Annotated in this window: 22 protein-coding genes, 1 pseudogene and 1 riboswitch; of the genes and pseudogenes, 21 read left to right on the top strand and 2 right to left on the bottom strand. The window is 56.5% G+C overall.

Features of this window, described 5'->3' with window-relative positions:
* Positions 1-56: 56 nt before the first annotated feature.
* On the bottom strand, positions 57-1,061 hold the full coding sequence (locus tag NWF31_RS00430) for a serine hydrolase (RefSeq protein WP_258358528.1): 1,005 nt from the start codon (positions 1,059-1,061) through the stop codon (positions 57-59).
* A gap of 245 nt (positions 1,062-1,306) precedes the next feature.
* Positions 1,307-1,409, top strand: a riboswitch (purine riboswitch).
* A gap of 222 nt (positions 1,410-1,631) precedes the next feature.
* Between NWF31_RS00430 and purE the strand changes: the two genes are divergently transcribed.
* From purE to NWF31_RS00350, 16 genes are all read left to right on the top strand, one after another.
* The gene (gene purE / locus NWF31_RS00425; protein WP_258358527.1) at positions 1,632-2,156 is read left to right on the top strand and encodes a 5-(carboxyamino)imidazole ribonucleotide mutase; all 525 of its coding nucleotides are present in this window, start codon (positions 1,632-1,634) and stop codon (positions 2,154-2,156) included.
* On the top strand, positions 2,153-3,448 hold the full coding sequence (gene purB, locus NWF31_RS00420; RefSeq protein WP_258358526.1) for an adenylosuccinate lyase: 1,296 nt from the start codon (positions 2,153-2,155) through the stop codon (positions 3,446-3,448). Before purE ends, purB begins: the two co-directional genes overlap by 4 nt.
* A gap of 12 nt (positions 3,449-3,460) precedes the next feature.
* Positions 3,461-4,177 carry a phosphoribosylaminoimidazolesuccinocarboxamide synthase gene (purC, locus tag NWF31_RS00415; RefSeq protein WP_258358525.1) on the top strand — a complete coding sequence of 239 codons (717 nt, stop codon included), beginning with the start codon at positions 3,461-3,463 and terminating at the stop codon, positions 4,175-4,177.
* A 19-nt stretch (positions 4,178-4,196) separates the two neighbouring features.
* Positions 4,197-4,478: a phosphoribosylformylglycinamidine synthase subunit PurS gene (gene purS / locus NWF31_RS00410; RefSeq protein WP_258358524.1), complete on the top strand. Its 282-nt coding sequence runs from the start codon at positions 4,197-4,199 to the stop codon at positions 4,476-4,478.
* Positions 4,479-4,584: 106 nt separating this feature from the next.
* Positions 4,585-5,295, top strand: coding sequence for a phosphoribosylformylglycinamidine synthase subunit PurQ (gene purQ / locus NWF31_RS00405; RefSeq protein ID WP_258358523.1), 711 nt, complete (start codon positions 4,585-4,587; stop codon positions 5,293-5,295).
* Complete coding sequence (gene purL, locus NWF31_RS00400) at positions 5,285-7,486, top strand: phosphoribosylformylglycinamidine synthase subunit PurL (RefSeq protein WP_277998695.1); 2,202 nt, start codon at positions 5,285-5,287, stop codon at positions 7,484-7,486. Before purQ ends, purL begins: the two co-directional genes overlap by 11 nt.
* Positions 7,450-8,919: an amidophosphoribosyltransferase gene (purF, locus tag NWF31_RS00395; protein ID WP_258358522.1), complete on the top strand. Its 1,470-nt coding sequence runs from the start codon at positions 7,450-7,452 to the stop codon at positions 8,917-8,919. The genes purL and purF overlap by 37 nt, the downstream gene beginning before the upstream one ends.
* A gap of 88 nt (positions 8,920-9,007) precedes the next feature.
* Positions 9,008-10,060 (top strand): phosphoribosylformylglycinamidine cyclo-ligase, encoded by a 1,053-nt coding sequence (gene purM / locus NWF31_RS00390; RefSeq protein ID WP_277998694.1) that lies wholly within the window; start codon positions 9,008-9,010, stop codon positions 10,058-10,060.
* Between the two features lie 18 nt (positions 10,061-10,078).
* A complete protein-coding gene (purN, locus tag NWF31_RS00385) occupies positions 10,079-10,696 on the top strand; it encodes a phosphoribosylglycinamide formyltransferase (protein WP_258358521.1) in 618 nt (205 codons plus the stop codon).
* A gap of 18 nt (positions 10,697-10,714) precedes the next feature.
* The gene (gene purH, locus NWF31_RS00380; protein WP_258358520.1) at positions 10,715-12,256 is read left to right on the top strand and encodes a bifunctional phosphoribosylaminoimidazolecarboxamide formyltransferase/IMP cyclohydrolase; all 1,542 of its coding nucleotides are present in this window, start codon (positions 10,715-10,717) and stop codon (positions 12,254-12,256) included.
* 15 nt (positions 12,257-12,271) lie between these two features.
* Entirely contained in the window at positions 12,272-13,540 is a 1,269-nt protein-coding gene (gene purD / locus NWF31_RS00375; RefSeq protein ID WP_258358519.1) for a phosphoribosylamine--glycine ligase, read from the top strand.
* A gap of 337 nt (positions 13,541-13,877) precedes the next feature.
* The gene (locus NWF31_RS00370; RefSeq protein WP_258358518.1) at positions 13,878-14,660 is read left to right on the top strand and encodes a sensor histidine kinase; all 783 of its coding nucleotides are present in this window, start codon (positions 13,878-13,880) and stop codon (positions 14,658-14,660) included.
* Positions 14,648-15,319 (top strand): response regulator transcription factor, encoded by a 672-nt coding sequence (locus NWF31_RS00365; RefSeq protein WP_258358517.1) that lies wholly within the window; start codon positions 14,648-14,650, stop codon positions 15,317-15,319. Before NWF31_RS00370 ends, NWF31_RS00365 begins: the two co-directional genes overlap by 13 nt.
* A 147-nt stretch (positions 15,320-15,466) precedes the next feature.
* The gene (locus tag NWF31_RS00360) at positions 15,467-16,216 is read left to right on the top strand and encodes a 4Fe-4S dicluster domain-containing protein (RefSeq protein ID WP_258358516.1); all 750 of its coding nucleotides are present in this window, start codon (positions 15,467-15,469) and stop codon (positions 16,214-16,216) included.
* Positions 16,158-16,895 carry a formate dehydrogenase subunit gamma gene (locus NWF31_RS00355; RefSeq protein WP_258358515.1) on the top strand — a complete coding sequence of 246 codons (738 nt, stop codon included), beginning with the start codon at positions 16,158-16,160 and terminating at the stop codon, positions 16,893-16,895. Before NWF31_RS00360 ends, NWF31_RS00355 begins: the two co-directional genes overlap by 59 nt.
* 35 nt (positions 16,896-16,930) lie before the next feature.
* Positions 16,931-19,150, top strand: coding sequence for a molybdopterin-containing oxidoreductase family protein (locus NWF31_RS00350; protein WP_258358514.1), 2,220 nt, complete (start codon positions 16,931-16,933; stop codon positions 19,148-19,150).
* A 25-nt stretch (positions 19,151-19,175) separates the two neighbouring features.
* On the opposite strand, the pseudogene NWF31_RS14860 reads toward NWF31_RS00350, so the two are convergent.
* Positions 19,176-19,469 (bottom strand): annotated as a pseudogene (locus tag NWF31_RS14860) (NADPH-dependent FMN reductase family protein); the annotation flags it as partial.
* A gap of 194 nt (positions 19,470-19,663) precedes the next feature.
* Here NWF31_RS14860 and NWF31_RS00345 point away from each other — a divergent pair.
* The 5 genes from NWF31_RS00345 to NWF31_RS00325 all read left to right on the top strand — a co-directional run bounded on the left by NWF31_RS00345 (position 19,664) and on the right by NWF31_RS00325 (position 24,395).
* Positions 19,664-21,325, top strand: coding sequence for a spore germination protein (locus NWF31_RS00345; RefSeq protein WP_258358513.1), 1,662 nt, complete (start codon positions 19,664-19,666; stop codon positions 21,323-21,325).
* 2 nt (positions 21,326-21,327) lie between these two features.
* Entirely contained in the window at positions 21,328-22,425 is a 1,098-nt protein-coding gene (locus NWF31_RS00340; protein ID WP_258358512.1) for a GerAB/ArcD/ProY family transporter, read from the top strand.
* Positions 22,422-23,723, top strand: coding sequence for a Ger(x)C family spore germination protein (locus NWF31_RS00335; protein ID WP_258358511.1), 1,302 nt, complete (start codon positions 22,422-22,424; stop codon positions 23,721-23,723). The genes NWF31_RS00340 and NWF31_RS00335 overlap by 4 nt, the downstream gene beginning before the upstream one ends.
* A gap of 12 nt (positions 23,724-23,735) precedes the next feature.
* Positions 23,736-23,963: a hypothetical protein gene (locus NWF31_RS00330; RefSeq protein ID WP_258358510.1), complete on the top strand. Its 228-nt coding sequence runs from the start codon at positions 23,736-23,738 to the stop codon at positions 23,961-23,963.
* A gap of 135 nt (positions 23,964-24,098) precedes the next feature.
* Positions 24,099-24,395 carry a YerC/YecD family TrpR-related protein gene (locus NWF31_RS00325; RefSeq protein ID WP_106006184.1) on the top strand — a complete coding sequence of 99 codons (297 nt, stop codon included), beginning with the start codon at positions 24,099-24,101 and terminating at the stop codon, positions 24,393-24,395.
* Positions 24,396-24,442 lie beyond the last annotated feature (47 nt).

Raw genomic sequence — 24,442 nt, 5'->3', positions numbered from 1 at the left:
GCCAAAGTCCCCGGTTGCGCTTTAAAGCGCAACCGGGGGCTTTTTATCATTACCCTTTACTGATTACGGGTCAGTTTTTCCTGGTAGTCATACATCATTTTCGTGATGGTCGCTATATTGGCAAAGCCCTGGTCGGGATCTTCGACACCCTGGGATAGGACGGTGACGATGAAGGGCCGGGAGCCAAAGACCACGCCTACGTCACCCGGGCTTCCCCAGATGAAGCCTTCCTTGTGGGCTACGGTAACGTCGTCGGGGATTTGCAAGGGGATACCTTCGTTATAAATGCCGTTGGCCATATCGTCCAGGAGCCGGCGGCCGTCGGGATTGACTTTAGCGAAGTCCAGGGCGGCCTGGACGTAGGTGGCCATATCCCGGGCCGTGCTCAAGTTTTGGCCGTTAGGGAAAACGGTTTGTCCCCCCAGGCCCTGCATGAAACCGGCGATACTGCCTTTACCGACAAAGTTGCGCAGCATATTATAGGCAATATTGTCACTGGTGGTAATGGCCTGGGTTGTTAAGGTCCTTAAAGTGAGCCTGTCCCCGTCTTTGACGCTGAACTGCAGGATGCCGCTACCCCCCTGGTAGTCGGTGGCACTGTTGTAGATCAGCTTTTGCTGCCAGTCCAGCTTGCCCTGGGCGACCAGGTGATTGATAAAGAGGACGGCCGGCAGCTTGACCGTGCTGGCTGCAGGCAACGGGGTATCGGCATTGATGCCGAAGGACTGGCCGGAAATAATGTCTTTAAAGTAGACGCCGTAAGTTCCCTGCTGGCCGGCCAGGTAGTCCTCAATTTGCTTTTTCAGGGGAGAGTAATCGGGGGTATTTGCTGCCGCCCCATCAGGGATATACAGGTTCTGGCCCGGATAAATAATATCGCTGCTTAAATTATTGCTGCTTTTTAGAGAAGCGATGCTGGTACCAAAACGCCGGGCAATCTGCCACAGGCTATCGCCGGGCTGCACCTGGTAGGTCATAGCCCGGGCTGCCAGGGGAAAAACAATCATCGCGACAAGGGCTAAGACAAGAAGTAAAAATTTTGTCTTGTGACGACGGAACATCAAAGCACCTCCTGAGAATATTACGGAGTTTGTCCCCCTTTATATTAAAACATAAAAGTGGTGGAGAAATATTAAGAAAGTATAAGTTTGGACGGCGTAATTTTTACCGCCCGAGGAAAGTTTTACGGGATGCTGGTTAAAAGGTCAATACCAGCTACCAGGTAACTTGAGAACGTCAAAGAAAATGGAAATAATATTGATGAGAGCTTATTGACAGTTATTACCCCATTTGTTATTATGGGGGCGAAAGGTAAATATGGTAGGCCTGTATAATTGGGGGAATAGGGCTCCCAAGTTTCTACCGGGCAACCGTAAATTGCCCTGGCTACAGCCTGAAAGTGTACCTCAGGGTTCCGTGCGAAAAAGTTTCGCGGCCAGGTCCGAGTGGTACAGGCACCTATGGTGCTACACCGGAGGGACAAAAACCCAGGCGGGTAGGTTTCAGTGTTGCGTGACCTACCCCTGCCTGGGTTCTTTAGTTTAACTTCGTATGGTGAATAAAGAAGCAGTAAAAGGATAAAGGAGGCTGATAAAATAAATGCTAAAATTAAAGGAAGGAGTGGTGCTTTAATGCCAGGGACCACTGTGGGTATTGTCATGGGCAGCGACTCCGATCTGCCGGTAATGGCCCAGGCCGCAAGCTTCTTGGAGCGTTTCCAGATCCCCTACGAAGTAAGAATCCTATCTGCCCATCGTTCGCCGGATGCCGCCTTGGAATACGCCCGCAACGCCGCCGGCCGGGGGCTCAAAGTCATCATCGCCGGCGCCGGCGGGGCAGCCCACCTGGCCGGGGTCCTGGCCGCCGTTACCGTTCTGCCGGTAATTGGCGTGCCCATCAGGACGGCGACCCTGGGTGGGGTAGACTCCCTCTACGCCATGGTACAGATGCCTAAAGGCATCCCGGTGGCCACCGTTGCCATAGACGGGGCGGCCAATGCCGCCATCCTTGCAGCCCAGATCCTGGCCCTTCACGATTCTCAGCTCCAGGAGCGCCTGGCGGCCTATAAAACAGAGCTGGCCCGGGAAGTGGCGGTACGGGACGCTAAACTGGCGCAAGTAGGTATCGAAGGTTATCTACGGGAGGGGAAAAAATGATTGAACGCTATACCCTGCCGGAAATGGGTAAAATCTGGGAGCCAGAGCATAAATTCCGCACCTGGCTGGCCATCGAGATCTACGCCTGCGAGGCCTGGGCCGAGCTGGGCCAGATCCCGCCGGCCGCCCTGGAAGAAATCAAGGCCAAGGCCGATTTCGATATTAAGCGGATCAATGAAATTGAAGCCACCACCCGCCACGATGTCCTGGCCTTTCTAACGGCCGTAGCGGAAAAGGTGGGCGATGCCTCCAAGTATATTCACCTGGGCATGACCTCCTCGGACGTCCTGGATACGGCCCTGGCGGTGCAGATGCGGGACGCCGCCGACTTGCTCCTGAAGCATTTGCAGGAACTGCGGGCCGAACTGGTCAAAAAGGCCCGGGAACATAAATACACCATTATGATCGGCCGCACCCACGGCGTCCACGCCGAGCCCACTACCTTCGGCCTGAAAATGGCCCTCTGGGTCATGGAAGTAGACCGGCACATTACCAGGCTTGAGCAGGCCAAGGAGATGATCTCCGTTGGCAAGGTTTCCGGCGCCGTGGGCACCTTTGCCAATGTTAACCCCCGGGTGGAGGAACACGTCTGCCGGCGCCTGGGCCTGCAGCCGGCCGGCGTATCCACCCAGATCATCCAGCGCGACCGCCACGCCCAGTTCCTGGCCACCCTGGCCATCATCGGCAGTTCCCTGGAGAAAATGGCCACGGAAATCCGCAACCTGCAGCGGACTGATATTCTGGAAGTGGAAGAGCCCTTTGCCCGGGGACAGAAGGGCTCCTCGGCCATGCCCCACAAGCGCAACCCCATCATGTGCGAGCGGGTGGCGGGCCTGGCCCGGGTTTTACGAGGCAATGCCCTGGCGGCCATGGAAAATGTCGCCCTCTGGCATGAACGGGACCTCACCCATTCCTCCGTCGAGCGGGTGATTATACCCGACAGCACCATCCTCCTGGAATACATGCTGGTCAAATTCACCGAAATCATAGCCGGCCTTAACGTCTACCCGGAGAATATGCGCCGTAACCTCGAAGCCACCCACGGGCTGGTCTTTTCCCAGCGGCTGCTCCTGGCCCTGGTGAACAAGGGCGTCCTGCGGGAGACGGCCTATACCTGGGTGCAACGCAACGCCATGGAGGCCTGGCAGACCCGCCGGCCCTTTAAAGAGCTGGTTTTGCAGGATAGGGACATTACAAGCTACCTGGACGCAAAAGAGATTGAGGCCCTGTTTGACTACGACTACCACCTGCGCCATGTGGATTACATCTTCCGCCGCGCGGGATTGGAATAAGGAGGAATATCCATGCCTGCTAAAGGAGAGCTGCTCTATGAAGGTAAAGCCAAACGGGTCTACCGTACGGGTGACCCCGACCAGTACCTGGTAGAATTCAAGGACGACGCCACGGCCTTTGACGGCCTGAAAAAAGGCACCATTGCCCGCAAGGGCGAGATCAATGCCCGGCTGTCAGCCCTGTTTTTCCAGGTGCTTTCCAGCCGGGGCATCCCCACCCATTTTATTGAACAAACAGGCCCCCGGGAACTCCTGGTGCGGGCGGTAGAAATCATCCCGGTGGAAGTGGTGGCCCGGAACATTGCCGCCGGGAGCCTGGCCAAACGCCTGGGCCTGGAGGAAGGGACAACCCTCAAGCGCCCGGTGCTGGAGTTTTATTATAAATCCGATGAACTCCATGACCCCATGATTAATAACTACCACATTGCCGCCCTGGAGCTGGCCACCGACGCCCAGATTAAAGAAATGGAAAGCTACGCCTGGAAGGTTAATGAGCTGCTGACGGAATTCTTGCAACCAGCCAACCTGGTCCTGGTGGACTTCAAGCTGGAGTTTGGCCTGCACCACGGCTCTGTTCTCCTGGCCGATGAAATATCCCCCGACACCTGCCGCTTCTGGGACGGCACCAGCGGGGAAAAACTGGACAAGGACCGTTTCCGCCGCGACCTGGGCGGCGTCGAAGACGCCTATGAAGAAGTGTTAAGCCGGGTGGAAAGGTTGTTGCAATAAATTTGGAGGGACGATAGTTATGCTCCTGGCTAAAATTTACGTTACCTTAAAGCCCGGCGTCCTCGACCCCCAGGGTGAGGCTGTGATGGGCGGCCTCAAAGCCATGGGGTATGAGGGGATAACTGCGGTGCGCGTCGGTAAATACCTGGAAGTGCAGCTGGACCTGGACGACCGGGAAAAGGCCGGGCAGCAGGTAGAGGAGATGTGCCGGCGGCTCCTGGCCAACCCGGTGATTGAACAGTACCGCTATACGCTGGAAGAACCTGCCGGCCTATCCACGGAGGAGTCGCCCAGGGGGTGACGCCCACGCCGGGGAACGATTAAAATTTGCCTGGGCGTCAGGGTGGGGATATATCCCCACCAGAAGGCATCATTTATGGTAGAATCCTATTTTCGGAGGAACAACCATGAAGTTCGGCGTTATCGTCTTTCCCGGCTCCAACTGCGACCAGGACGTCTACCACGCCCTGGGGTCCGTCCTGGGCCAGCCGGTGGACTACCTCTGGCACGGCGATACTGATGTTACCGGCTACGACTGCCTGGTGCTGCCCGGCGGCTTTTCCTACGGCGATTACCTCCGGGCCGGGGCCATCGCCCGCTTTGCCCCCATTATGCCGGCCGTCATTGACTTTGCCCGGTCCGGCGGCCTGGTGCTGGGCATCTGTAACGGCTTCCAGATCCTCCTGGAGGCCGGCCTCCTACCGGGGGCCATGCGGCGCAACGACTGCCTCCAGTTCCGCTGCCAGTGGACGTATTTAAAGGTAGAGAACGGCGCTACCCCCTTTACCAACCGCTTTCGCGAGGGCCAGGTCGTCCGCATCCCCATTGCCCATGGTGAAGGCAATTATTATGCCGACGCCGCCACCCTTAGAGAACTTGAGACCAACCGGCAGGTTGTTTTTCGCTACTGTAATGAGAATGGAGAAGTGACGCCCGCAACCAATCCTAACGGTTCGGTGGGCAACATCGCCGGTATCATCAACCGCGAAGGCAACGTCCTGGGCATGATGCCCCACCCGGAACGATGCGTCGAAAGTATCCTGGGCGGTACCGACGGAAGGGAGCTTTTTGCTTCTATAATTGACTGGTGGCAGGGGAGGGAGCGCCTTGGAGCCTGAAGTTTACCGGCAGATGGGACTTACGGACGAGGAATTTGAACGGATAAAAGAGATCCTGGGCCGGGAACCGAATTATTTGGAAGTAGGCATGTTTGCCGTCATGTGGTCGGAGCACTGCGGTTACAAACACTCCCGCCCGGTGTTAAAGCTCTTTCCCACCAGAGCCCCCTGGGTCCTCCAGGGGCCGGGGGAAAACGCCGGCATCATCGACATCGGCGACGGCCAGGCGGTGGTGTTCAAGATTGAAAGCCATAACCACCCTTCGGCCATTGAACCTTTCCAGGGAGCGGCCACCGGGGTGGGGGGGATCGTCCGCGACATCTTTGCCATGGGCGCCCGGCCCATCGCCGTCCTGGACTCCCTGCGTTTCGGCCCCCTGGACGAACCGCGTAACCGTTACCTCATGAACGGCGTGGTGGCCGGGATCGCCTTTTACGGCAACTGCCTGGGCCTGCCCACGGTCGCCGGGGAAGTCTATTTCGAGCCTTCCTACAGCGGTAATCCCCTGGTCAACGCCATGGCCGTAGGCCTTATCGAGCAAAAAGACATCCGCCGCGGCCGCGCCGCCGGGGTGGGCAATGCCGTCATGCTGGTGGGCGCCCGTACCGGCCGCGACGGCATCCACGGCGCTACCTTTGCTTCTGAGGAATTAAACCAGGCTTCCGAGGAACGCCGGCCATCGGTCCAGGTAGGCGACCCCTTCCGGGAGAAACTCCTCATCGAAGCCTGCCTGGACATAATTAAAGAAGATTTAATCATCGGCATGCAGGATATGGGTGCGGCCGGGATTACCAGCTCTTCCTGTGAAATGGCGTCCCGGGCCGGGACTGGTATGGAAATCGACGTCGACCTGGTGCCCCGCCGGGAAGAAGGCATGACCCCCTATGAAGTCATGCTGTCGGAGTCCCAGGAACGCATGCTCCTGGTGCCCAAAAAGGGAGCTGAAGAAAGGGTCCGGGCCATCTGCCGGCGCTGGGGCCTGGAGGCGGTGGTCATCGGCCGGGTGACGGGCGACGGTATCATGCGCATTAAAGAAGGTAGCCGGGTGGTGGCGGAGGTACCGGCCCGAGCTTTAACAGATCAGTGCCCGGTCTACCAGGTGGAACGGCGCCGGCCGGCTTACCTGGATGAACTGCAAAACATGGATCTGAGCCGCCTGCCGGAGCCGGCGGATTACGGGGAAACGCTCATGAAACTCCTGGCGTCCCCCAATATAGCCAGTAAAGAATGGGTTTATTGCCAGTACGACTACATGGTCCGCACGGACACGGTGGCCGGGCCCGGGGGCGATGCCGCGGTTTTAAGGGTTAAAGGAACCGGCAAAGGGCTGGCCCTGACGGTGGACGGCAACGGCCGCTATTGCTACCTGGATCCGGAAACGGGCGGGGCCATTGCCGTGGCCGAGGCGGCGCGGAACCTCTCCTGTGTAGGCGCCCGCCCCCTGGGCCTTACCGATTGCCTGAACTTCGGCAACCCCGAGAAGCCGGAAGTCGCCTGGCAGTTCTACCAGGCCGTAGCCGGCATGAGTCGGGCCTGTGAAGCCCTGCAGACGCCGGTTACGGGGGGCAACGTCAGTTTTTACAACGAAACCGAGGGCGAAGCCGTCTATCCTACGCCGGTGGTGGGGATGGTGGGCCTCATCGCCGATATTGAAAAGCGTTGTTCTAACGGCTGGCTCCAGGAAGGTGATGTCCTGATCCTTCTGGGTGAAACCTTCCCGGAGATAGGCGGCAGCGAATACCTGGCCGTGATCCACGGTCTGGTCGCCGGCAGGCCGCCGGCCCTCAACCTGGAACGGGAAGCCGCCGTCCAGGAATTGGTGCGGCAGAGCATCGCCGCCGGCCTGGCCAGTGCCGCCCATGATTGTTCCGAAGGAGGACTGGCCGTCGCCCTGGCCGAAAGCGCCCTGGCCGGCGGGACAGGTGCCGTAATCGAATTTGACGGCAGTCTCCGGCCAGACTACCTCCTTTTCAGCGAAAGCCAGTCGCGGGTTGTGCTGGCGGTCCCGCCGGCGGCCCGGGACAGGGTACTGGCCCTGGCCCGGGAGAGGGGCGTGCCGGCAGCAGTAATCGGCCGGACCGGCGGCCGGGAACTGGCGGTCAGGGTAAACGGCAGAACGTTATTTAATCTCGGCCTGGGGGAGATGGAGAAGCAATGGCGGGAGAGCATACCGGCTTTGATGGCCAGGTAGGGGAAAGAGGGTTGTCCCGGGAGCGGTCGCCCTGGCATGAAGAGTGCGGCATCTTCGGCGTCTACGCCCCGGGCAAGGATGTGGCCCGCCTGACCTACTACGGCCTCTTCGCCCTGCAGCACCGGGGCCAGGAGAGCGCTGGGATTGCCGTGGCCGACGGTAGCCACATTGCCGTCCACAAGGGTATGGGGTTGGTGGCGGAGGTTTTTAACCAGGACAACCTCCGGACGTTAAAAGGCGACCTGGCCATCGGCCATGTGCGCTATTCGACCACAGGGGCGAGTTCCCTGGTCAATGCCCAGCCCCTGGTCTTCCGCTACCTGCGGGGGATGGTGGCCATTGCCCATAACGGCAACCTGACGAATGCTGGCAGGCTGAGGCAACAACTCGGTGCCGGTGGTTCTATTTTCCAATCTTCTACCGACAGTGAAGTCATCGTCAATCTTATTGCCCGTTACAACCAGGAGCCGATTGAGGCGGCATTGCGGCGGTGCCAGGAAGAGCTGGAGGGCGCCTATTCCCTGGTGGTGATGACGGAGGAAAAGCTGATCGGCGTCCGCGATCCCTTTGGTGTCCGGCCCCTGTGCCTGGGAAAAATTGGGGAGGCCTGGGTGCTGGCTTCAGAATCCTGCGCCCTGGATACCGTAGGGGCCGAATTCTGCCGCGACATTGAGCCGGGGGAAATCATCATCATAGATAGCCAGGGGGTGCGCTCCGTCCGGGGACGCCGCGCGTCCCACAGCGCCCACTGCATCTTTGAATACGTCTATTTTGCCCGGCCCGACAGCGTTCTGGACGGCGAGGCCGTCAACCTGGTACGGCGGGAACTGGGACGGAATCTAGCCCGGGAGTACCGGGTGGCCGCCGATGTAGTGATCCCGGTACCGGATTCCGGCATCGCCGCCGCCGCCGGTTACGCCGAGACGGCGGGTTTACCCTTTATTGAAGGGCTGATGAAAAACCGCTACGTGGGTCGCACCTTCATCCAGCCCACCCAGGAGATGCGGGACCTAGGCGTACGCCTCAAACTTAACCCTATTAAATCCATTCTTAAGGACAAACGGGTTATAATCATTGACGATTCCATTGTCCGGGGGACTACCAGCCGCCGTATTGTAGCGATGGTGCGCCAGGCCGGGGTGCGGGAGGTTCACCTGCTGGCGGCCTCGCCGCCGGTCTTATACCCCTGCTATTACGGCATCGACACCAGCGCCAGGGGCGAGCTTATTGCCGCCCGGTATTCCCTGGAAGACGTCAGGCGGTACATTGGCGCCGACAGCCTTTACTACTTAAGCCTGGAGGGACTGTTCCGCTCGGTAACCGGCGGATCTGAAAACTTCTGCGCCGCCTGCTTCAACGGTCGCTACCCCATCCCCGTACCTTCCCCGGAGGAGGCGACCAAGTACAGCCTGGAGGGGCATCAGGAGGGCTGACAGCCATACCGGTGCACCATGAAATTGTGAGCAGTTCAAATCGGCAATAATCATTTGCTAAAACCCTATTTACGGAGGAAGATATATAATGGTAGCTGGTAAAGGCCTGACCTATGCCGCCGCCGGGGTGGATATAGCCGCCGGCAACCGCGCCGTAGAGTTGATGCGAGAGCATGTCCGCTGCACCTTTCGCCCCGGAGTCCTGGGGGATATGGGCGGCTTCGGCGGCCTCTTCGCCCTGGAACCGGGCCGTTACCGGCAGCCGGTGCTGGTGGCGGGTACCGACGGGGTGGGAACGAAGCTGAAGATAGCCTTCCTGATGGACCGCCACGATACCGTCGGCATCGATGCGGTGGCCATGTGCGTCAACGATATCCTGGTCCAGGGGGCCGAACCCCTTTTTTTCCTGGACTACCTGGCGGTAGGAAAAATGGTGCCGGAAAAGGTGGCCCAAATCGTCGCCGGGGTGGCCGCAGGCTGCCGCCAGGCCGGCTGCGCCCTGATCGGGGGCGAGACGGCCGAGATGCCCGGCTTTTATCCTGAGGACGAATACGACCTGGCCGGCTTTGCCGTCGGCATCGTGGAACGGGAGGAGCTCCTGGACGGCAGCCGCCTCCGGCCCGGCCAGGTGGTCCTGGGCCTGGCCTCTAGCGGCCTGCACTCCAACGGCTTTTCCCTTGCCCGCCGGGTTTTGCTGGCGGACGCAGGCTACACCCTGGATTGGCAGGTGCCGGAACTGGGCCGGCCTCTGGGCGAAGAATTGCTGGAACCGACCCGTATCTATGTTGGATCATTACTGCCTTTAATAAAAGAAGGTTTAATCCAGGGCCTGGCTCACATCACCGGCGGCGGCCTGGTGGAAAACCCGCCCCGGATCCTGCCGGAAGGTTTAAACATGCGCCTGGACTGGCGCAGCTGGCCGGTACCGCCCGTTTTCCGCCTCATCCAGGAGAACGGCAGGGTGCCGGAAGCGGAGATGTACCGCACCTTCAATATGGGCCTGGGCATGCTGGCGGTGGTAGAGGCCGGGGACGCCGACCGGGTAAAGGGCAGCCTGGAGGCTGCCGGTGAAAAGGTTTTTGTGGTTGGCGAAATAATACCTGGCCGGGGAGAAGTGGAGTTCGTCCCGGAACTGAAATAAAACGCTATGGAGGAGAGAATGGTGGCCAGACCGTTACCAATCGGCATCCTGGTTTCCGGCCGCGGCAGCAATATGGAGGCCATTGCCGATGCCGTAGCCTGCGGCAGCGTTCCCGCCCGCATCCAGGTGGTCATCAGCGACCGCCCGGAAGCCCGCGCCCTGGAATTGGCCCGCCGGCGGGGGCTCAAGGCTTGTTGCCTCGAGCCCCGGGATTACCCATCGCGGCAGGCCTATGACCAGGCCCTGGCGGCGACCTTGAAAAAAGAGGGCGTAGAGCTGGTGGTCCTGGCCGGTTTTATGCGGCTCCTCAGCCAGGATTTTCTCGACCAGTTCCCGGATGGGGTGATCAACATCCATCCGGCTTTGCTGCCGGCCTTTCCCGGCCTCAACGCCCAGCGCAAGGCCTGGGAATACGGCGTCAAGTTTTCCGGCTGCACCGTTCACTTTGTTGACGCCGGCACCGATACGGGTCCCATCATCGCCCAGGCGGTGGTACCGGTAAAGGACGACGACACCCCGGAAACCCTGGCGGCCCGCATCCTGGTGGAAGAACACCGCCTTTATCCCGAAGTCATAAAATGGCTGGCCGAGGGCAGGGTTACCATGCAAGGCCGACGGGTGAAAGTAAAAATTTGAAGGAGGCGAGCTATACTTATGCCGAAAAGGGCGCTTCTCAGTGTGTCCGATAAGACCGGCCTGGTGGAACTGGCCCGGGGGCTGGTAGAGCTGGGGTGGGAACTCATTTCCACCGGCGGCACCGCCCGTACCCTAAGGGAAGCCGGTCTGCCAGTCACCGAAGTGGCGGATGTCACCGGGTTTCCCGAGATCCTGGACGGCCGCGTGAAAACCCTCCATCCCAAAATCCACGGCGGCATTCTGGCCCGGCCGACACCGGAACATATGGCCCATCTTCAGGAACAAGGAATCAAGTCCATTGACCTGGTGGTGGTCAACCTCTACCCCTTCCGGGAAACCATTGCCCGGCCCGGGGTAACGCCGGAAGAGGCCATCGAGAACATCGACATCGGCGGTCCGGCCATGGTGCGGGCGGCGGCCAAAAACCACGAGCGGGTGGCGGTAGTCGTTGACCCGGCCGGCTACAGCGAGGTGCTGGCCGAACTGCGGGAGAAGGGAGATTTAAGCCCGGCCACCCGGCGGCGCCTGGCGGCAGCGGCCTTCGCCCACACGGCTGCCTACGATGGGGCCGTGGCGGCCTATTTCCAGCGCCTTATCCGCAATGAAGAGCCTTTTCCTGTTCACTTTATCCTCAGCGGCGAGAAGGTCCAGGACCTCCGTTATGGAGAAAACCCCCACCAGCAGGCGGCTTTCTACCGGCTGGCCTCCGTACCCCCCGGTAGCCTGGCCGGAGCCCGGCAGCTGCAGGGCAAGGAGCTCTCCTATAACAACCTCATGGACCTCGATGCCGCCTGGAACCTGGTCGGTGACTTTGCGGAGCCGGTGGCGGCCATCATCAAGCACACCAATCCCTGCGGTGTGGCCCGGGGGAAGAATATCCCCGAGGCCTATCGCCGAGCCTATGAGGCCGACCCGGTTTCCGCCTTCGGCGGCATAGTCGCCCTCAACCGGCCGGTGGACGCCGCTACGGCCGGAGAAATGGCGGATATATTCCTGGAAGCCGTCATCGCCCCGGATTTTACCCCGGAGGCCCTGGAGATCCTTAAAGGGAAACCCAATCTGCGTTTGCTGGCCGCAGGAGAAAGGCCCGCCAACCGCATTAGGGAATACCAGGTAAGGCCCGTCAGCGGCGGCTTCCTGGTCCAGGAACCGGATTACCACATCCTCGATCCGGAACACCTCAAGGTGGTAACCGCCCGTAAACCTGAGGACGGGGAAATGGAAGATTTACTCTTTGCCTGGCAGGTAGTGAAGCACGTCAAGTCCAACGCTATTGTCGTGGTTAAGGACGGCGTTACCTTAGGCGTCGGGGCCGGCCAGATGAATAGGGTCGGGGCGGCGCGTATCGCCCTGGAGCAGGCCGGGGCCCGGGCGCGCGGGGCCGTCCTCGCCTCCGATGCCTTCTTCCCCTTTAGCGATACCGTCGCCCTGGCGGCAGAGGCGGGTATTACCGCCATCATCGAGCCGGGCGGCTCCATCCGCGATGAAGAATCGATTAAAGCGGCCGATGCCGCCGGTATGGCCATGGTCTTTACCGGCATCCGCCATTTCCGGCATTAAAGGAGGTGCTGCTAAATGCGCGTCCTGGTAGTCGGTGGCGGCGGCCGGGAGCACGCCCTGGTGTGGAAGATTGCCCAGAGCCCCCATATATCTGAAATCTACTGCGCACCGGGCAACGCCGGTATAGCCCGGCTGGCGACCTGTGTGCCCGTTGCTGCCGAAGACATCGAGGGGCTGCTGGCCTTTGCCCGCCAGGCAGGCATTGACCTTACCGTCGTAGGCCCGGAAGCGCCCCTGGTGGCCGGCATCGTCGATGCCTTTCAGGCCGCAGGACTACCCATATTTGGGCCTTCCCGGGCAGCGGCCCGGCTGGAGGGCAGCAAGGTATTTGCCAAGGAGTTGATGGAAGCGGCGGGCATTCCTACAGCCCGTTATGCCGCTTTTACGGAACAGGCGGCGGCCCTGGCCTACCTGGAAGAACATCCCGGCCCGGTTGTCGTCAAGGCCGACGGCCTGGCGGCTGGCAAGGGGGTGGTGGTGGCCCCGGACACAACTGTAGCGCGGGAAGCTGTAACGGCTATGTTTGGCGGCCGCTTCGGTCCGGCCGGGAAACAAGTAGTCATCGAAGAACTCCTGGAAGGGGAAGAAGTCAGCGTCCTGGCAATCAGCGACGGGGAAAGGGTGATACCCCTCTTGCCATCCCAGGACCACAAGCGGGTGGGGGAAGGCGATACCGGCCCCAATACCGGTGGCATGGGCGCCTACGCCCCTGTCCCCTTTTATACCCCGGAAATAGCCGGGGAGGTAGAAGAAAAGATTCTCCGGCCTACAGTCCGGGCTATGGCCGCGGCCGGCTGCCCCTACCGCGGCGTCCTCTACGCCGGGCTGATGCTCACCCGCGAGGGGCCTAAAGTCCTGGAATTTAACTGTCGCTTTGGCGACCCGGAAACCCAGCCGTTGATGCTGCTTTTACAAAGCGACCTGGTGGAACTGATGCTGGCTACCATAAACGGTGAGCTGGCCGGAAAGATTGACTGGTACCCGGGGGCGGCAGCCGGGGTGGTCCTGGCGGCAGGAGGTTATCCAGGCCCGTACGCTAAAGGTACCCCCATTGCGGGACTGGAGGCAGTGCCACCAGGAGTGGAGGTTTTCCACGCCGGTACCGCTCTGGTGGACGGGCAGGTAGTAACGGCCGGGGGCCGGGTATTATGTGTCACCGCCAAGGGTGAAGATTTACGGGCCGCCCTGGAGCGCGTTTATGCCGGTATAAAGGCAATTAATTTTGCGGGCATGCACTACCGCCGCGATATCGGCTACCGGGCCCTGCAAATCGCCAGCAAATAAAAGCCCGGCTGGGTTACGACACGGAAGGAGAGCCCATGATGCAGAAAGGAAGGCGCGTCGTTACGCAGAAGATAGGACGTTTGGCTCATCCGTATTTTGTGGCCATAGAGCTGGCTGGGAAAGTATAAAGAAGATTTTAATGATAGGGTTAGAGGAAACGACAGGGGCGCCGGTTGTTGAGCGCCCCTAATGAATAATAGGACGGCCGGCCCAGGTGTATTTTAATTCCGTCCCCCCTCCATGGAAGGGAAAAAGGCACAACTTAACGAATATATTTAAACTTGATAGTTCCGCTTGCCATAATCCTACAACATTTCTGGTTACAGGGGGGGTTGTCTTGGGTAAGGCTGGTGGCAGTTTTTTACAAAAATGTCCAAGCATTAATAAAAAGAAAGTCTGCCCGGTAAAGGCAGAGGATTGTCCTTGCCCTGGCCGCAGGTTGAGGATAAACGTCCATCAGGCCCAGGAGCGAGAATCCAAACGCTGGGCAATGGAATTACATGATTGTATAGCTCAATCCTTGGGAAGTATAATTTTAGAATTTGATACCCTTATTGCCAATAAGGCTGGGGATAAAGAACGGGATAAAATACAGTCGTTAAATAAAATAAAGAATAACCTGCAGAATCTTTATGATTCCTTACGAGAAATGCTTTTTGAGCTGCGTGCTCCTTATATGGAAGGGGGGCTTGCAGAGTCCTTACGAAATTACCTCGAACAGGTTGCTGCCCGATCAGGAACTAAGTTTAATATTGAACTGGCGCCAGATTTTACTGGTATCAATGAAATAGTACAGGTGGAAATTTTTCGTATAGTCCAGGAAGCGGTAACAAATATCAACAAACATGCGGCTGCCAGTAAAGCAACCGTTAAAGTGGTTTTTGAGGGGAACTGTCTCTTGATTTATGTGGCTGATAATGGACGGGGATTTGATATTAATGAATTGATAAACAAAACAAAGGTAGGCAGCTATCATTTAGGACTGATTTCGATTAAAGAGAGGGCACAGATGCTGGGTGGTGATTTTGTCTTAACCAGTAAACCTGGTGAAGGTACCGTAGTAGAAGTTAAAATCCCTCCTGTGGGAATCATGGGAAGTGGTTTATTGTGGTCCCAATAAGAATAGCCCTGGCTGATGATCACCCGATTTATCGCGCGGGTTTACGTACAGCTTTGGAATCCGAACCTGATTTTAATGTTGTAGGCGAAGCCGGCGATTTTTCGCAATTACTAACTTTGGTGGAACAGCTAAACCCGGATGTTTTATTACTAGATGTAATGTTGGGTGAAGAAAACAGTTTGCATTTTTTGGACCTTTTACATGAGATTGGGCCACAGATGCAGGTAATTATCCTTACTGCTTTTGCAGATAAAGACATACTACTTTCTGCTATCAGGGCAGGCATCCAGGGATTTGTAATTAAAGAGGCAGGCCGGGTTGAGATAGCCACGGCTATCAGATGCGTATACCAGAATAAAGCCTATCTCGATCCCCGTGTTACCAAGATGGTAATTAAGCTTATAAACAGCCTTATTACCAGTCGTGATTTAGAAAAGGCTGCTGGAGATGAAAAACAGCTACAGAAGAGCCATACGCTAACTAAAAGGGAAAGGGAGATCTTTTGCCTGGTTCGCCGGGGGTTAAAGAACAAGGAAATCGCCACGCGGTTAAATATTTCAACCCATACTGTCCATAATCATTTAATTAATATTTACCGGAAACTGGGTGTTTCCCACCGTCGCCAGTTAACGCTGGCCTCAATAGACCAAAATGACTAGTTATATAAACCACAAAAATAGACTGCGATACCTGCCGGGCTAGACTGCCCGGCAATATTTTTCCCCCAGATGGTTTATTGTGTATACTTTCACAAAACCTTAATATTATGGTTAGGACAATTTTCTTTTTTGGAGGAGGGTAAGGAATTGGCACGATTGGCGATGGTTTTAGATTTAAAGAAGTGTGCCGGCTGCTACGCCTGTGTAGTTAGTTGCAAGATGGAGAATGGAACCCGGCCAGGAGTAAACTGGAACCAGGTACGCACAGTTGAATGGGGCGAATATCCCGGCGCCCGCCAAACGTTCATACCTACCCAGTGTATGCACTGCGACAATCCCCCCTGCGTTAAAGTATGCCCTACGGGGGCGAGTAGCAAAAGGGACGATGGTATTGTGACGGTAGATTACGACAAGTGTATCGGGTGCCGCTACTGCCTGTCTGCCTGCCCGTACGGGGCGCGGATTATTAATGAGCGTGATATAACGAATTTTGATGGTAAAATTACTCCTTACGAAGAGGAAGGATACCGGGTCCACAGGCTTAATGTAGTAGAAAAATGTACTTTTTGTATCCAGCGGGTTACTAAAGGGAAGCTGCCGGCTTGTGTAGTCAATTGTCCCGGTAAAGCCCGTATCTTTGGCGATCTTGAGGCCCCTGACAGCGCCATCAAAAAGTACATCGAGGAACATCAGGCACTAAACGTTAAAGGCACTGGTATATACTACGTACCCCCTGAAGGATTGGATCTGGCGCAACTGCCGCCGGAATTACGGGAACCCGCTTTTGTCAGCTGGTGGCAGGATGTGGTCCACCCTGTGGGCAAGACCATATTAGGTATTGCTGCTGTCGCTGTTGCCGGCAGCCTGGTTATCAATTCGGCCAGGAAAGGAGAGTGAAAAAATGGTTAACGAGAAGCTTCCTGATAGTCTGGAACGCTTTAGCCTAGCGGAGCGGTTAGGGCATTGGAGCCATGCAATTTCTTTTATTGCCCTGTTGTTAACAGGCCTGGCCCTTGTTTTCCGGGGATTCGGGGCTGCCCTGGGGAGTGAGGGGTTAAAGTTTTTCCAACAAATACACCATTTTATGGCTTATCCCTTTACTTTCTTGACTTTGCTGATTCTCGCCGTCGGTGCGCCGAAAGCGACGGTGCAATGGCTTAAAGAGTGCTTTACCTGGACGAAATCCGACTGGTCGTTTATTCGTGCTTATCCCGCCAGTTTTTTCGGGTTTAAGACGGTATTGCCAGAACAGGGCAAATATAATGCCGGCCAAAAATTGAATTCAATTTTAACCATTATCGGTTTTCTGGTGATGATTGCCACAGGATGGCCGATGCTCTTTCCCGCCAGTTTTTCCCCTGGATTGGTTGCCTGGGCGCGGCCGGTTCATTCCCTGGGAGCAACGGTGCTGGGTGCCGTTTTAATCGGCCATGCTTATTTAGCGATCTTACACCCACATTCCCGTGAAAGTTTAAAAGGGATGCTCAAGGGCAGCATTTCTCTGGAGTATGCTCGTGTTCACCATTCATTATGGGTAAAAAGAATATTAAACGACAAGCGCCCCCCGTCAGCATGAATGTTTGCTTGTAAAGAGAAAGGGAGGGATAGGCAATGATTAAGTTAACGCGACGTTCTTTTATCAAAGGAACTGCTGCCGTAACGGGGATGACCCTGGCGACAAAGGGCGGAAATTTACTTCAAACTAATGAGGCTTTTGCTGCGGGCGACGAACAAGAGAGTTTTGCTTACACCTATTGCGATATGTGCAACCAAACGCCCAAATGCGGTATCAAAGCGATACTTAAAAAGGGGAAAATAATAAGGGTGGAATCCCGGGAGAAGTACCCCAACGCGCCGCTGTGCGCTAAGGGAATTGCCAGCCTGCAGGAGCTTTATGACCCCGGGCGATTGCTTTACCCGGTTAAGCGTACCCGCCCCAAAGGTGATTCGGACCCCGGTTGGCAGCGGATATCATGGGATGAGGCCTATGACACCATTGTTAAGAAATTAAATGAAATTAAACAGCGGGAAGGTCCGGAAAAGGTTTTGTTTTATGTGGGCGATCCGAAAGAGCCTCGCTCGGCGGTACAGCGCCTGGCGTACACTTTTGGATCTCCCAACTACGGCAATGAAAGCTCGACTTGCTTCCGGGCAACGGCCCTGGCTTCTATTTTGACCTTTGGCCTGGCGACCCTGGGAAGTGATCCAACGCTCAAGACTAAGGCCTGTCTCATCTGGAGTAAAAACCCGGCCTGGTCCGGTCCGTACGGGCACTGGAAATTGCATGAAGCCAAGGAGAAAGGCACCAAATTTATCGTTGTTGATCCCAGGGTTACGCCAACGGTAAGCGGCCTGGCAGATATTCACCTGCAGCTCAGGCCTGGTACCGATGGCGCCCTGGCCCTAGGTTTATTGAATGTTATAATCCGTGAGGAGCTTTATGACAGGGAGTTTGTCGACAGGTGGGTCCTTGGATTTCCGGAATTAAAAGCTTATGTCCAGGAGTTTACTCCGGAAAAGGTTGAAAAAATTACCTGGGTTCCCAGGGAAAAAATTGAAGCAGCGGCGAGGCTCTTTGCCACCAGCAAACCCGCCACCTGGATTGGCAGCGCTTCTCCGACCGTTCACAGTTCCAATGCCATCCAGAATCACCGGGCGATACTTACCCTGGTCGCTATTACCGGTAATTTTGATGTTGAAGGCGGTGTAACCATCCCTACGGAACCCCTTCCCTTTGATCTTTTTGCCGGCAACCCGGCGTTTAATAGGGAAACCGATCTTTTCCCGCAGATCAGGGATAAACGGGTTGATAAGGAATACTTTCCCGTCTGGGCCCATTTCATCAATGAAATCCAGATGAACAAACTACCCGAGTATATCGAAAGGGGCCTGCTCAAGGCCATGGTCATGTTCGGCGGTAACGCCATGATGTGGCCCCAGACAAAACAGTACCAGCAAGCCATTGCCAGGATAGAATTTTCTGTGGCAGTCGACTATTACCTCCGCCCCTGGACCCATAACTTTATGGATATGGTCCTCCCTGCAGCCATGACTTACGAGCGGATGGCCCCGCTAGCCATCTTTGGGCGCAAGATATACCTGCGCGAGCCGGTTATAAAACCCCTGGGGGAGGCCAGGCCGGACTGGCGGATAGCTTTTGAACTGGGAACCCGCCTGGGCTATCCTGAAGAATTTTGGAATGGTAATGAGGAAGCCGCTCTTAATGAATTGCTAAAACCTTTAAACCTTACTGTAGATGACTTGCGTAAGAACCCCGAAGGCTTGGAAATCCCTCCTAAGGGACCAAATAAATTCCGGAAGTACGAACTGGGGCTTTTACGCCAGGACGGCCAGCCTGGCTTTCCGACACCAAGCGGTAAAGTGGAAGTCGCCTCCCAGATTCTTGCCCAGTATAAATTTGACCCTTTGCCGGTTTACCGCGAGCCACTGGAGAGCCCTTTAAGCACACCAGAGCTGGCAAAAAAATTCCCTTTGATTCTCAATACTGGTTCTCGCGTACCTATATATACCCACAGCAAGTTGCGGGAGTTGCCGTGGTTAAATCAATTTATGCCGGAGCCGGTGGTGCGCCTAAACCCCAGGGACGCCGCCGCTAGGGGCATCAAGGACGGCGACGACGTTATCCTTTCTTCACCCCACGGCGAAATTAAACTTAAGGCCAGCGTAACCAATATTGTCATGCCGGGGGTAGTCGACGTGTTTCACGGCTGGCCCCAGGCCGATGTGAATATGCTTGTGCCCCGTAACTTTGATCCGATTTCTGGGTATCCGCCTTACAAGGAGGGTCTTTGTGAGGTGAAAAGAGCATGAGGAGGGAGGCTTGCAATTGTTTTAACTGGGCAGCGGCGTTGCCGAAGTGGCTGGGACTGCCGAAAATTATCCCATCCACATCTTCGAGGTCATCCAGGGTGGCTATGGGAATATCCTTCATCTCTTCCCGGGCTTTTTGATAAGCCGCCGACTGCTCAAGCTGCTTTAAGGTTTCCTGCGGCATCGTCTCCGGGACCCGCCTTAATATTGCAGTACACCCGGGTACCTCCGTAACCCCGGTTCCTATTGCCCGGGCAAGTTTGGCCGTATTACCATAGAGGCTGTAAAAAACTACTAAAATCTTTGTCTCAGGGGCCAATAGTATCAACTCCCTCAGGAATATTGTCCTTGCGGTTAGGGTGAGCTAAAACTCGCCCTTTTACTCATTAAACCCGGATCTATACTATTGCCGCCCAAACGAGATGGGGAGACTTACGTATAATGTTTCCTCCCCTTGTAAAAGCTAACCAGTAATGATATTGAACGGCTTTCCGAATAAAGGAGGGAGGAACTTTGCCCGGTCCTTACCGCAAACCCTTAAGGGCGGCTTTTTTTCGCCGCCAGCAGCCTTCAGGACAGCAGGATAGGAAAGGCCGGTCCGGCGGGGGTAAAGCGCAAAAAATGCTTTATCCGACTCTGGAAGAATACCGCCTCACAGCTGAACTCAAACTCAATCTGGAGCAACTGCATGTAATTTTTGCTAAGTGCTGCGACGTCGTGCACCGCGATTTTTATCTCGGCCAGGTACTGAAAGTAGGTATTATATATATTGACGGCCTGGCCGACAAAAAGCTTGTTGAAGATACCCTGGTAAGGACCCTGCAACAGGGGTCGCCCCAACTGGCCCGGGAACTGGCGGACAGGAGCCGTGATGTGACCACGGTCATGGAAAAGATCATGCCTATGACCGATGTAGCTGTGGTTGACAACATGGCCTCCCTGGTTAAACATCTCCTGGAGGGGGATACCGTCCTGCTCCTGGAAGGCTATAACAAGGCCCTGGCCTTAAGTACCCGGTCCTGGGAACATCGTGCTATAGAAGAACCTGTGGCCGAGAGCGTGGTGCGGGGGCCGCGGGAAAGCTTCATTGAGAGCCTGCGTGCCAATACGGCTCTGATCCGCCGGCGCCTGAAGACCCCTTCCCTTAAAATGGAGACTATCTGTTTGGGCCGCTATACCATGACCAATGTGGTCATTACTTACCTTGAAGATCTGGTTGATCCTATGGTATTGCGGGAGGTACGCCGGCGGCTGGAGCGGATTCAAATTGACGGTATCCTGGAAAGCGCCTACATTGAAGAACTTATCGAAGACAATCCCTCTTCCCCCTTTCCCCAGATCGATCATACGGAACGGCCGGACAAGGTGGTGGCCGCCCTGCTGGAGGGCCGGGTGGGGATACTTGTGGATAATACTCCCTTTGCCCTTATCGTACCGACCCTTTTCATCCAGTTTATCCAGTCCTGCGAAGACTACTATGAGCGCTATTATCTCTCCAGTTTCTTAAGGCTGGCCCGGTTTGCCGCCCTGAACATCGCCCTGCTCCTTCCGGCGGCCTATGTTGCCGTCAGCACCTTTCACCAGGAAATGTTGCCCACCAACCTCCTGATAAGGCTGGCTTCCCAGCGGGAAGGTATACCTTTCCCGGCTGTAATAGAAGCCTTGATCATGGAACTTAGTTTCGAACTCCTGCGGGAAGCCGGAGTGCGCCTGCCACGGCAGGTCGGCCAGGCGGTAAGCATCGTCGGCGCTCTGGTAATTGGGGAAGCGGCGGTAAGCGCCGGCTTAGTTTCCCCGGCCATGGTTATTGTCGTGGCCCTGACGGGGATCAGTTCTTTTGCCCTTCCTTCCTTCGCCATGGCAATCACCCTGCGCCTCCTGCGTTTTATTATACTCATCCTGGCCGGCACCCTGGGCTTTTACGGCATTATGCTGGGGTTGCTGGTCATCCTGGTGCACCTTAACACCCTGCGCTCCTTCGGGGTGCCTTACCTCGCGCCTGTCACCCCCTGGAATTTCAGTGATTTTAAGGACGTTTTGGTCCGTACACCACGCTGGGCCATGAACTCCCGGCCCAGCCAGATTGGTTATCGCGATCCGGTGCGCCAGGGAGCCGGCTTGAAACCCACCCCGCCGGCCAGCTCCAATCCACGGCCGGGGGAGGGTAAATCTTAGAAATGCGGGAAGAAGGATATATTAGCCCTCGCCAGGCGGCGGTCCTGCTCTGGTTTGCCGTCCTCCCTACGGCCATCCTTTTCCTGCCGTCTTTGCTGGCCCTTAGGGCACACAATGATGCCTGGCTGGCCGTCATAGGAGCCACCCTGGCGGCCGGAGTCGTGGCCCTCATTGTCTATCTGCTGGCTATGCGTTTTCCTCATTATACCCTTTTCCAATACTGCGAGTTGATTTTGGGACCTGTGGCGGGAAAAATGGCGGCCATGGTTTTTGTCCTGGCCTTTTTTCTCCTGGATGCGGTGGTCATCCGCGAGTTCAGCGAGTTCATGGTCACGGCGGTTATGCCGGAAACACCGGGTTTGTTTTTTAGTATTACTATCGTGGCCGTGGCCGTTTATGCCGCCCGCAACGGCCTGGAAGTCCTTGCCCGGTGTACGGATTTTATCCTGCCCCTGATGGTGATCTTTATTGCCATCGTCCTGCTCTTTGCCACGCCTGAAATGTCGCCCCGGAACCTCCTTCCCATCCTGGAAAACGGCTTCCGGCCGGTCCTGGGGGGAACCCTGGTGGCCTGGAGTTTCCTTGGCCAGGTAGTCATCCTTGCCACCTATGGTGCCTTCGTTAATCCCCCCCGGGCCCTGAAGGCGAGCCTTACCAGCGGGTTGCTGGGGATAGCCTTTTTCCTTACCCTGGTTACCATGGGCACCATTTTTGTATTCGGTTGCTGTGAGTCCGCCCGCCAGACCTTTGCCGCTTATGCCCTGGCGCGGGTAGTATCCCTGGGGCAGTTTTTTGAACGCATTGAAGCCCTGTTTCTGGCCATATGGGTAGGAGGTGTATTTATTAAGATAACCCTTTACCTATATGTCGTAGCCCTGGGCCTGGCCACCGTCACCGGCCTTAAAGAATACCGGGCCCTGGTGACTTCCCTGGGAGCGTTAAGTGTGGCCGTCTCGCATCTTCTTTACCAGAATGTAGCCGAAATCCGTCATGACCTGCTCATGGTAGAACCGGGCTGGACCCTGGTCTGGCAGCTCCTTTTACCGCTGTTATTGCTAATCGTGGCCTGGTTACGGGGTAAAAGGAGGACGGGGATATGATTTCTTGGTTTCGCCGGGCACTCCCCTTCTTTTTCCTTTTCTTGGGGACGTTTTTCCTGGCCGGTTGCTGGAGCCGTCACGAGATTGAAGATCTGGCAATAATATCCGCGGTAGCCCTGGATGCCGCCCCCGGGGATCGGGTGCGGTTGAGCGTTTATGTCATTATTCCCCGGGCCGTAGCCGGCGGCCCGTCCATGGGTGGAGGTGGCGGTGGCGAGCCGGCCAGGGCCGGGGAAGTGATCTCCACGACAGGTAGTGATTTCATTCAGGCGGCCCGGCGGCTTGAGGAAATGGTACCGCGGCGCCTGCTCTGGTCCCAGAACCGGGTGTTGATTTTGGGGGAAGAGTTGGCCGGGCGCGGGTTATCTTACCTTGATTTCTTTACGAGGGGGCGCCAGATGCGCCTGACGACGCCGGTATTGATTACCCGGGGCGAAGGCCGGAAAGTGCTGGAACTGCCGCCGGGAGTGGAATTAACTACCGGGACGATTTTAACCGGAATCCTGCGTAACCGGACCACCTTCAAGATAGAATTGAAAGATCTCCTGGTCATGTGGGAGGCACCGGGGGACAATCCCGTACTGCCCCAGGTAGTTATGACGCCGACACCGGAACTGGAGAGCAAGGAAGTAAAAAGCGGCGGCGATACCGGGGGCCAAGAAGGCAGTCAAAAGGGAGGAGAAGAAAAGAAACCGCCCGAGGCAGTAGCCATTAGGGGCGCCGGGGCTTTCCGCGACGACCGCTTGGCCGGCTGGCTTGATGAAGAAGAGGCAAAGGGTCTCATTTGGTTACGGGGTGAAGTAGAGGAAGGGGTAATTACAGTAGAACTGCCGGCCCGGGGTGGTGATAAGGATGACGGCCAGGCATCAGTTATTTTTCACCGGGCGGGTACGCAGGTTAAACCCATGATTGAAGGTAACCGGTTAATTTTTAATGTAGAAATTGGAGGTAAATGCGAGCTGGCGGAGGCCTTAATGAACCTGGATCCCGACCGGCCTGAAGATCTGCTGGCCATCCAGGAAGCCGTCAACAGGGCCGTGGAAGAGCGCGTCCTGGCTGCCGTCCGCAAGGCCCAGCAGGAACTCCAGGCGGACATTTTCGGTTTGGGCGAGGTCCTGCATCGCAGCAAACCCCGCTACTGGCACCAGGTCCAGGAGCATTGGAATGAAGAATTCAGCCGGGCCCAAATACAGGTTAAAATTAACCTGCAGTTGACCCGGCTGGGCATGACCAACAGGACGTCGGGTAAAAGCCGGGAAGCAGGCGGCAAGGGTGCCTCCCAGGGAAGTACCAGGTAGGGGTGTGATGGCATGCTTGTTTTAATTATCATCGCTTACCTGGTCATAGCTTACCTGGATGCCCCGGAAATCTGGCAGAAAAAGTACTGGCGGGAACTGGCCGTTATGGGCATCGTCTGGCTCACGGGCCTGGTCCTAAGCCTGGCCCTGGCTTTAAATTTACCCGTACCCAGCCCGGGCAAACTTTTAGCCAGGGTCTTCGGGCCGGTGACAGAATGGCTGACCAGGCTGATTGGTTGAAAAAAGAACATATTACATGTGGAGGAAAAACCAGGTACATGACGAAGTTGTTAATTATCACATAGATAGAAGAACCTGTTGACTGCTCACTTCTAACTTCCAACCTCTCACGTGAGCTAAGGGGGAGGGTACGGGATGAGCCGGGACAAATTGCAGGATCCCATGGTTGATGAACTCTTCCGCGCCATTTTAGCCCTTGAGAACCTGGATGAATGCTACCGTTTTTTTGAAGACCTGTGCACCACCGCTGAAATAAAGGCCATGGCCCAGCGGCTGGCCGTAGCCCGCTACTTGCGCCAGGGGGTTACCTATTCGGCCATAGCCGCCGCCACCGGCGCCAGTACAGCCACCATCAGCCGGGTCAAGCGCTTTTTAAACTACGGCGCCGACGGGTACAACCTCATCCTGGATCGCCTTGATAAAAAGGAGTAATTTGAAGCCCGGGATAACCGGGCTGTTATAAACCCGGTTAATCAAAC

It is taken from the genome of Neomoorella sulfitireducens (genome assembly GCF_024733845.1).
Lineage (GTDB): Bacteria > Bacillota > DSM-521 > Neomoorellales > Neomoorellaceae > Neomoorella > Neomoorella sulfitireducens.
This window is presented reverse-complemented; position numbering and strand designations above follow the sequence as displayed.

Coding starts and splice junctions, on each gene's coding strand:
- NWF31_RS00430 (WP_258358528.1), bottom strand. CDS start 1,061: ATGTTCCGTCGTCACAAGACAAAATTTTTACTTCTTGTCTTAGCCCTT.
- purE (WP_258358527.1), top strand. CDS start 1,632: ATGCCAGGGACCACTGTGGGTATTGTCATGGGCAGCGACTCCGATCTG.
- purB (WP_258358526.1), top strand. CDS start 2,153: ATGATTGAACGCTATACCCTGCCGGAAATGGGTAAAATCTGGGAGCCA.
- purC (WP_258358525.1), top strand. CDS start 3,461: ATGCCTGCTAAAGGAGAGCTGCTCTATGAAGGTAAAGCCAAACGGGTC.
- purS (WP_258358524.1), top strand. CDS start 4,197: ATGCTCCTGGCTAAAATTTACGTTACCTTAAAGCCCGGCGTCCTCGAC.
- purQ (WP_258358523.1), top strand. CDS start 4,585: ATGAAGTTCGGCGTTATCGTCTTTCCCGGCTCCAACTGCGACCAGGAC.
- purF (WP_258358522.1), top strand. CDS start 7,450: ATGGCGGGAGAGCATACCGGCTTTGATGGCCAGGTAGGGGAAAGAGGG.
- purM (WP_277998694.1), top strand. CDS start 9,008: ATGGTAGCTGGTAAAGGCCTGACCTATGCCGCCGCCGGGGTGGATATA.
- purN (WP_258358521.1), top strand. CDS start 10,079: ATGGTGGCCAGACCGTTACCAATCGGCATCCTGGTTTCCGGCCGCGGC.
- purH (WP_258358520.1), top strand. CDS start 10,715: ATGCCGAAAAGGGCGCTTCTCAGTGTGTCCGATAAGACCGGCCTGGTG.
- purD (WP_258358519.1), top strand. CDS start 12,272: ATGCGCGTCCTGGTAGTCGGTGGCGGCGGCCGGGAGCACGCCCTGGTG.
- NWF31_RS00350 (WP_258358514.1), top strand. CDS start 16,931: ATGATTAAGTTAACGCGACGTTCTTTTATCAAAGGAACTGCTGCCGTA.
- NWF31_RS00340 (WP_258358512.1), top strand. CDS start 21,328: ATGCGGGAAGAAGGATATATTAGCCCTCGCCAGGCGGCGGTCCTGCTC.
- NWF31_RS00335 (WP_258358511.1), top strand. CDS start 22,422: ATGATTTCTTGGTTTCGCCGGGCACTCCCCTTCTTTTTCCTTTTCTTG.
- NWF31_RS00330 (WP_258358510.1), top strand. CDS start 23,736: ATGCTTGTTTTAATTATCATCGCTTACCTGGTCATAGCTTACCTGGAT.
- NWF31_RS00325 (WP_106006184.1), top strand. CDS start 24,099: ATGAGCCGGGACAAATTGCAGGATCCCATGGTTGATGAACTCTTCCGC.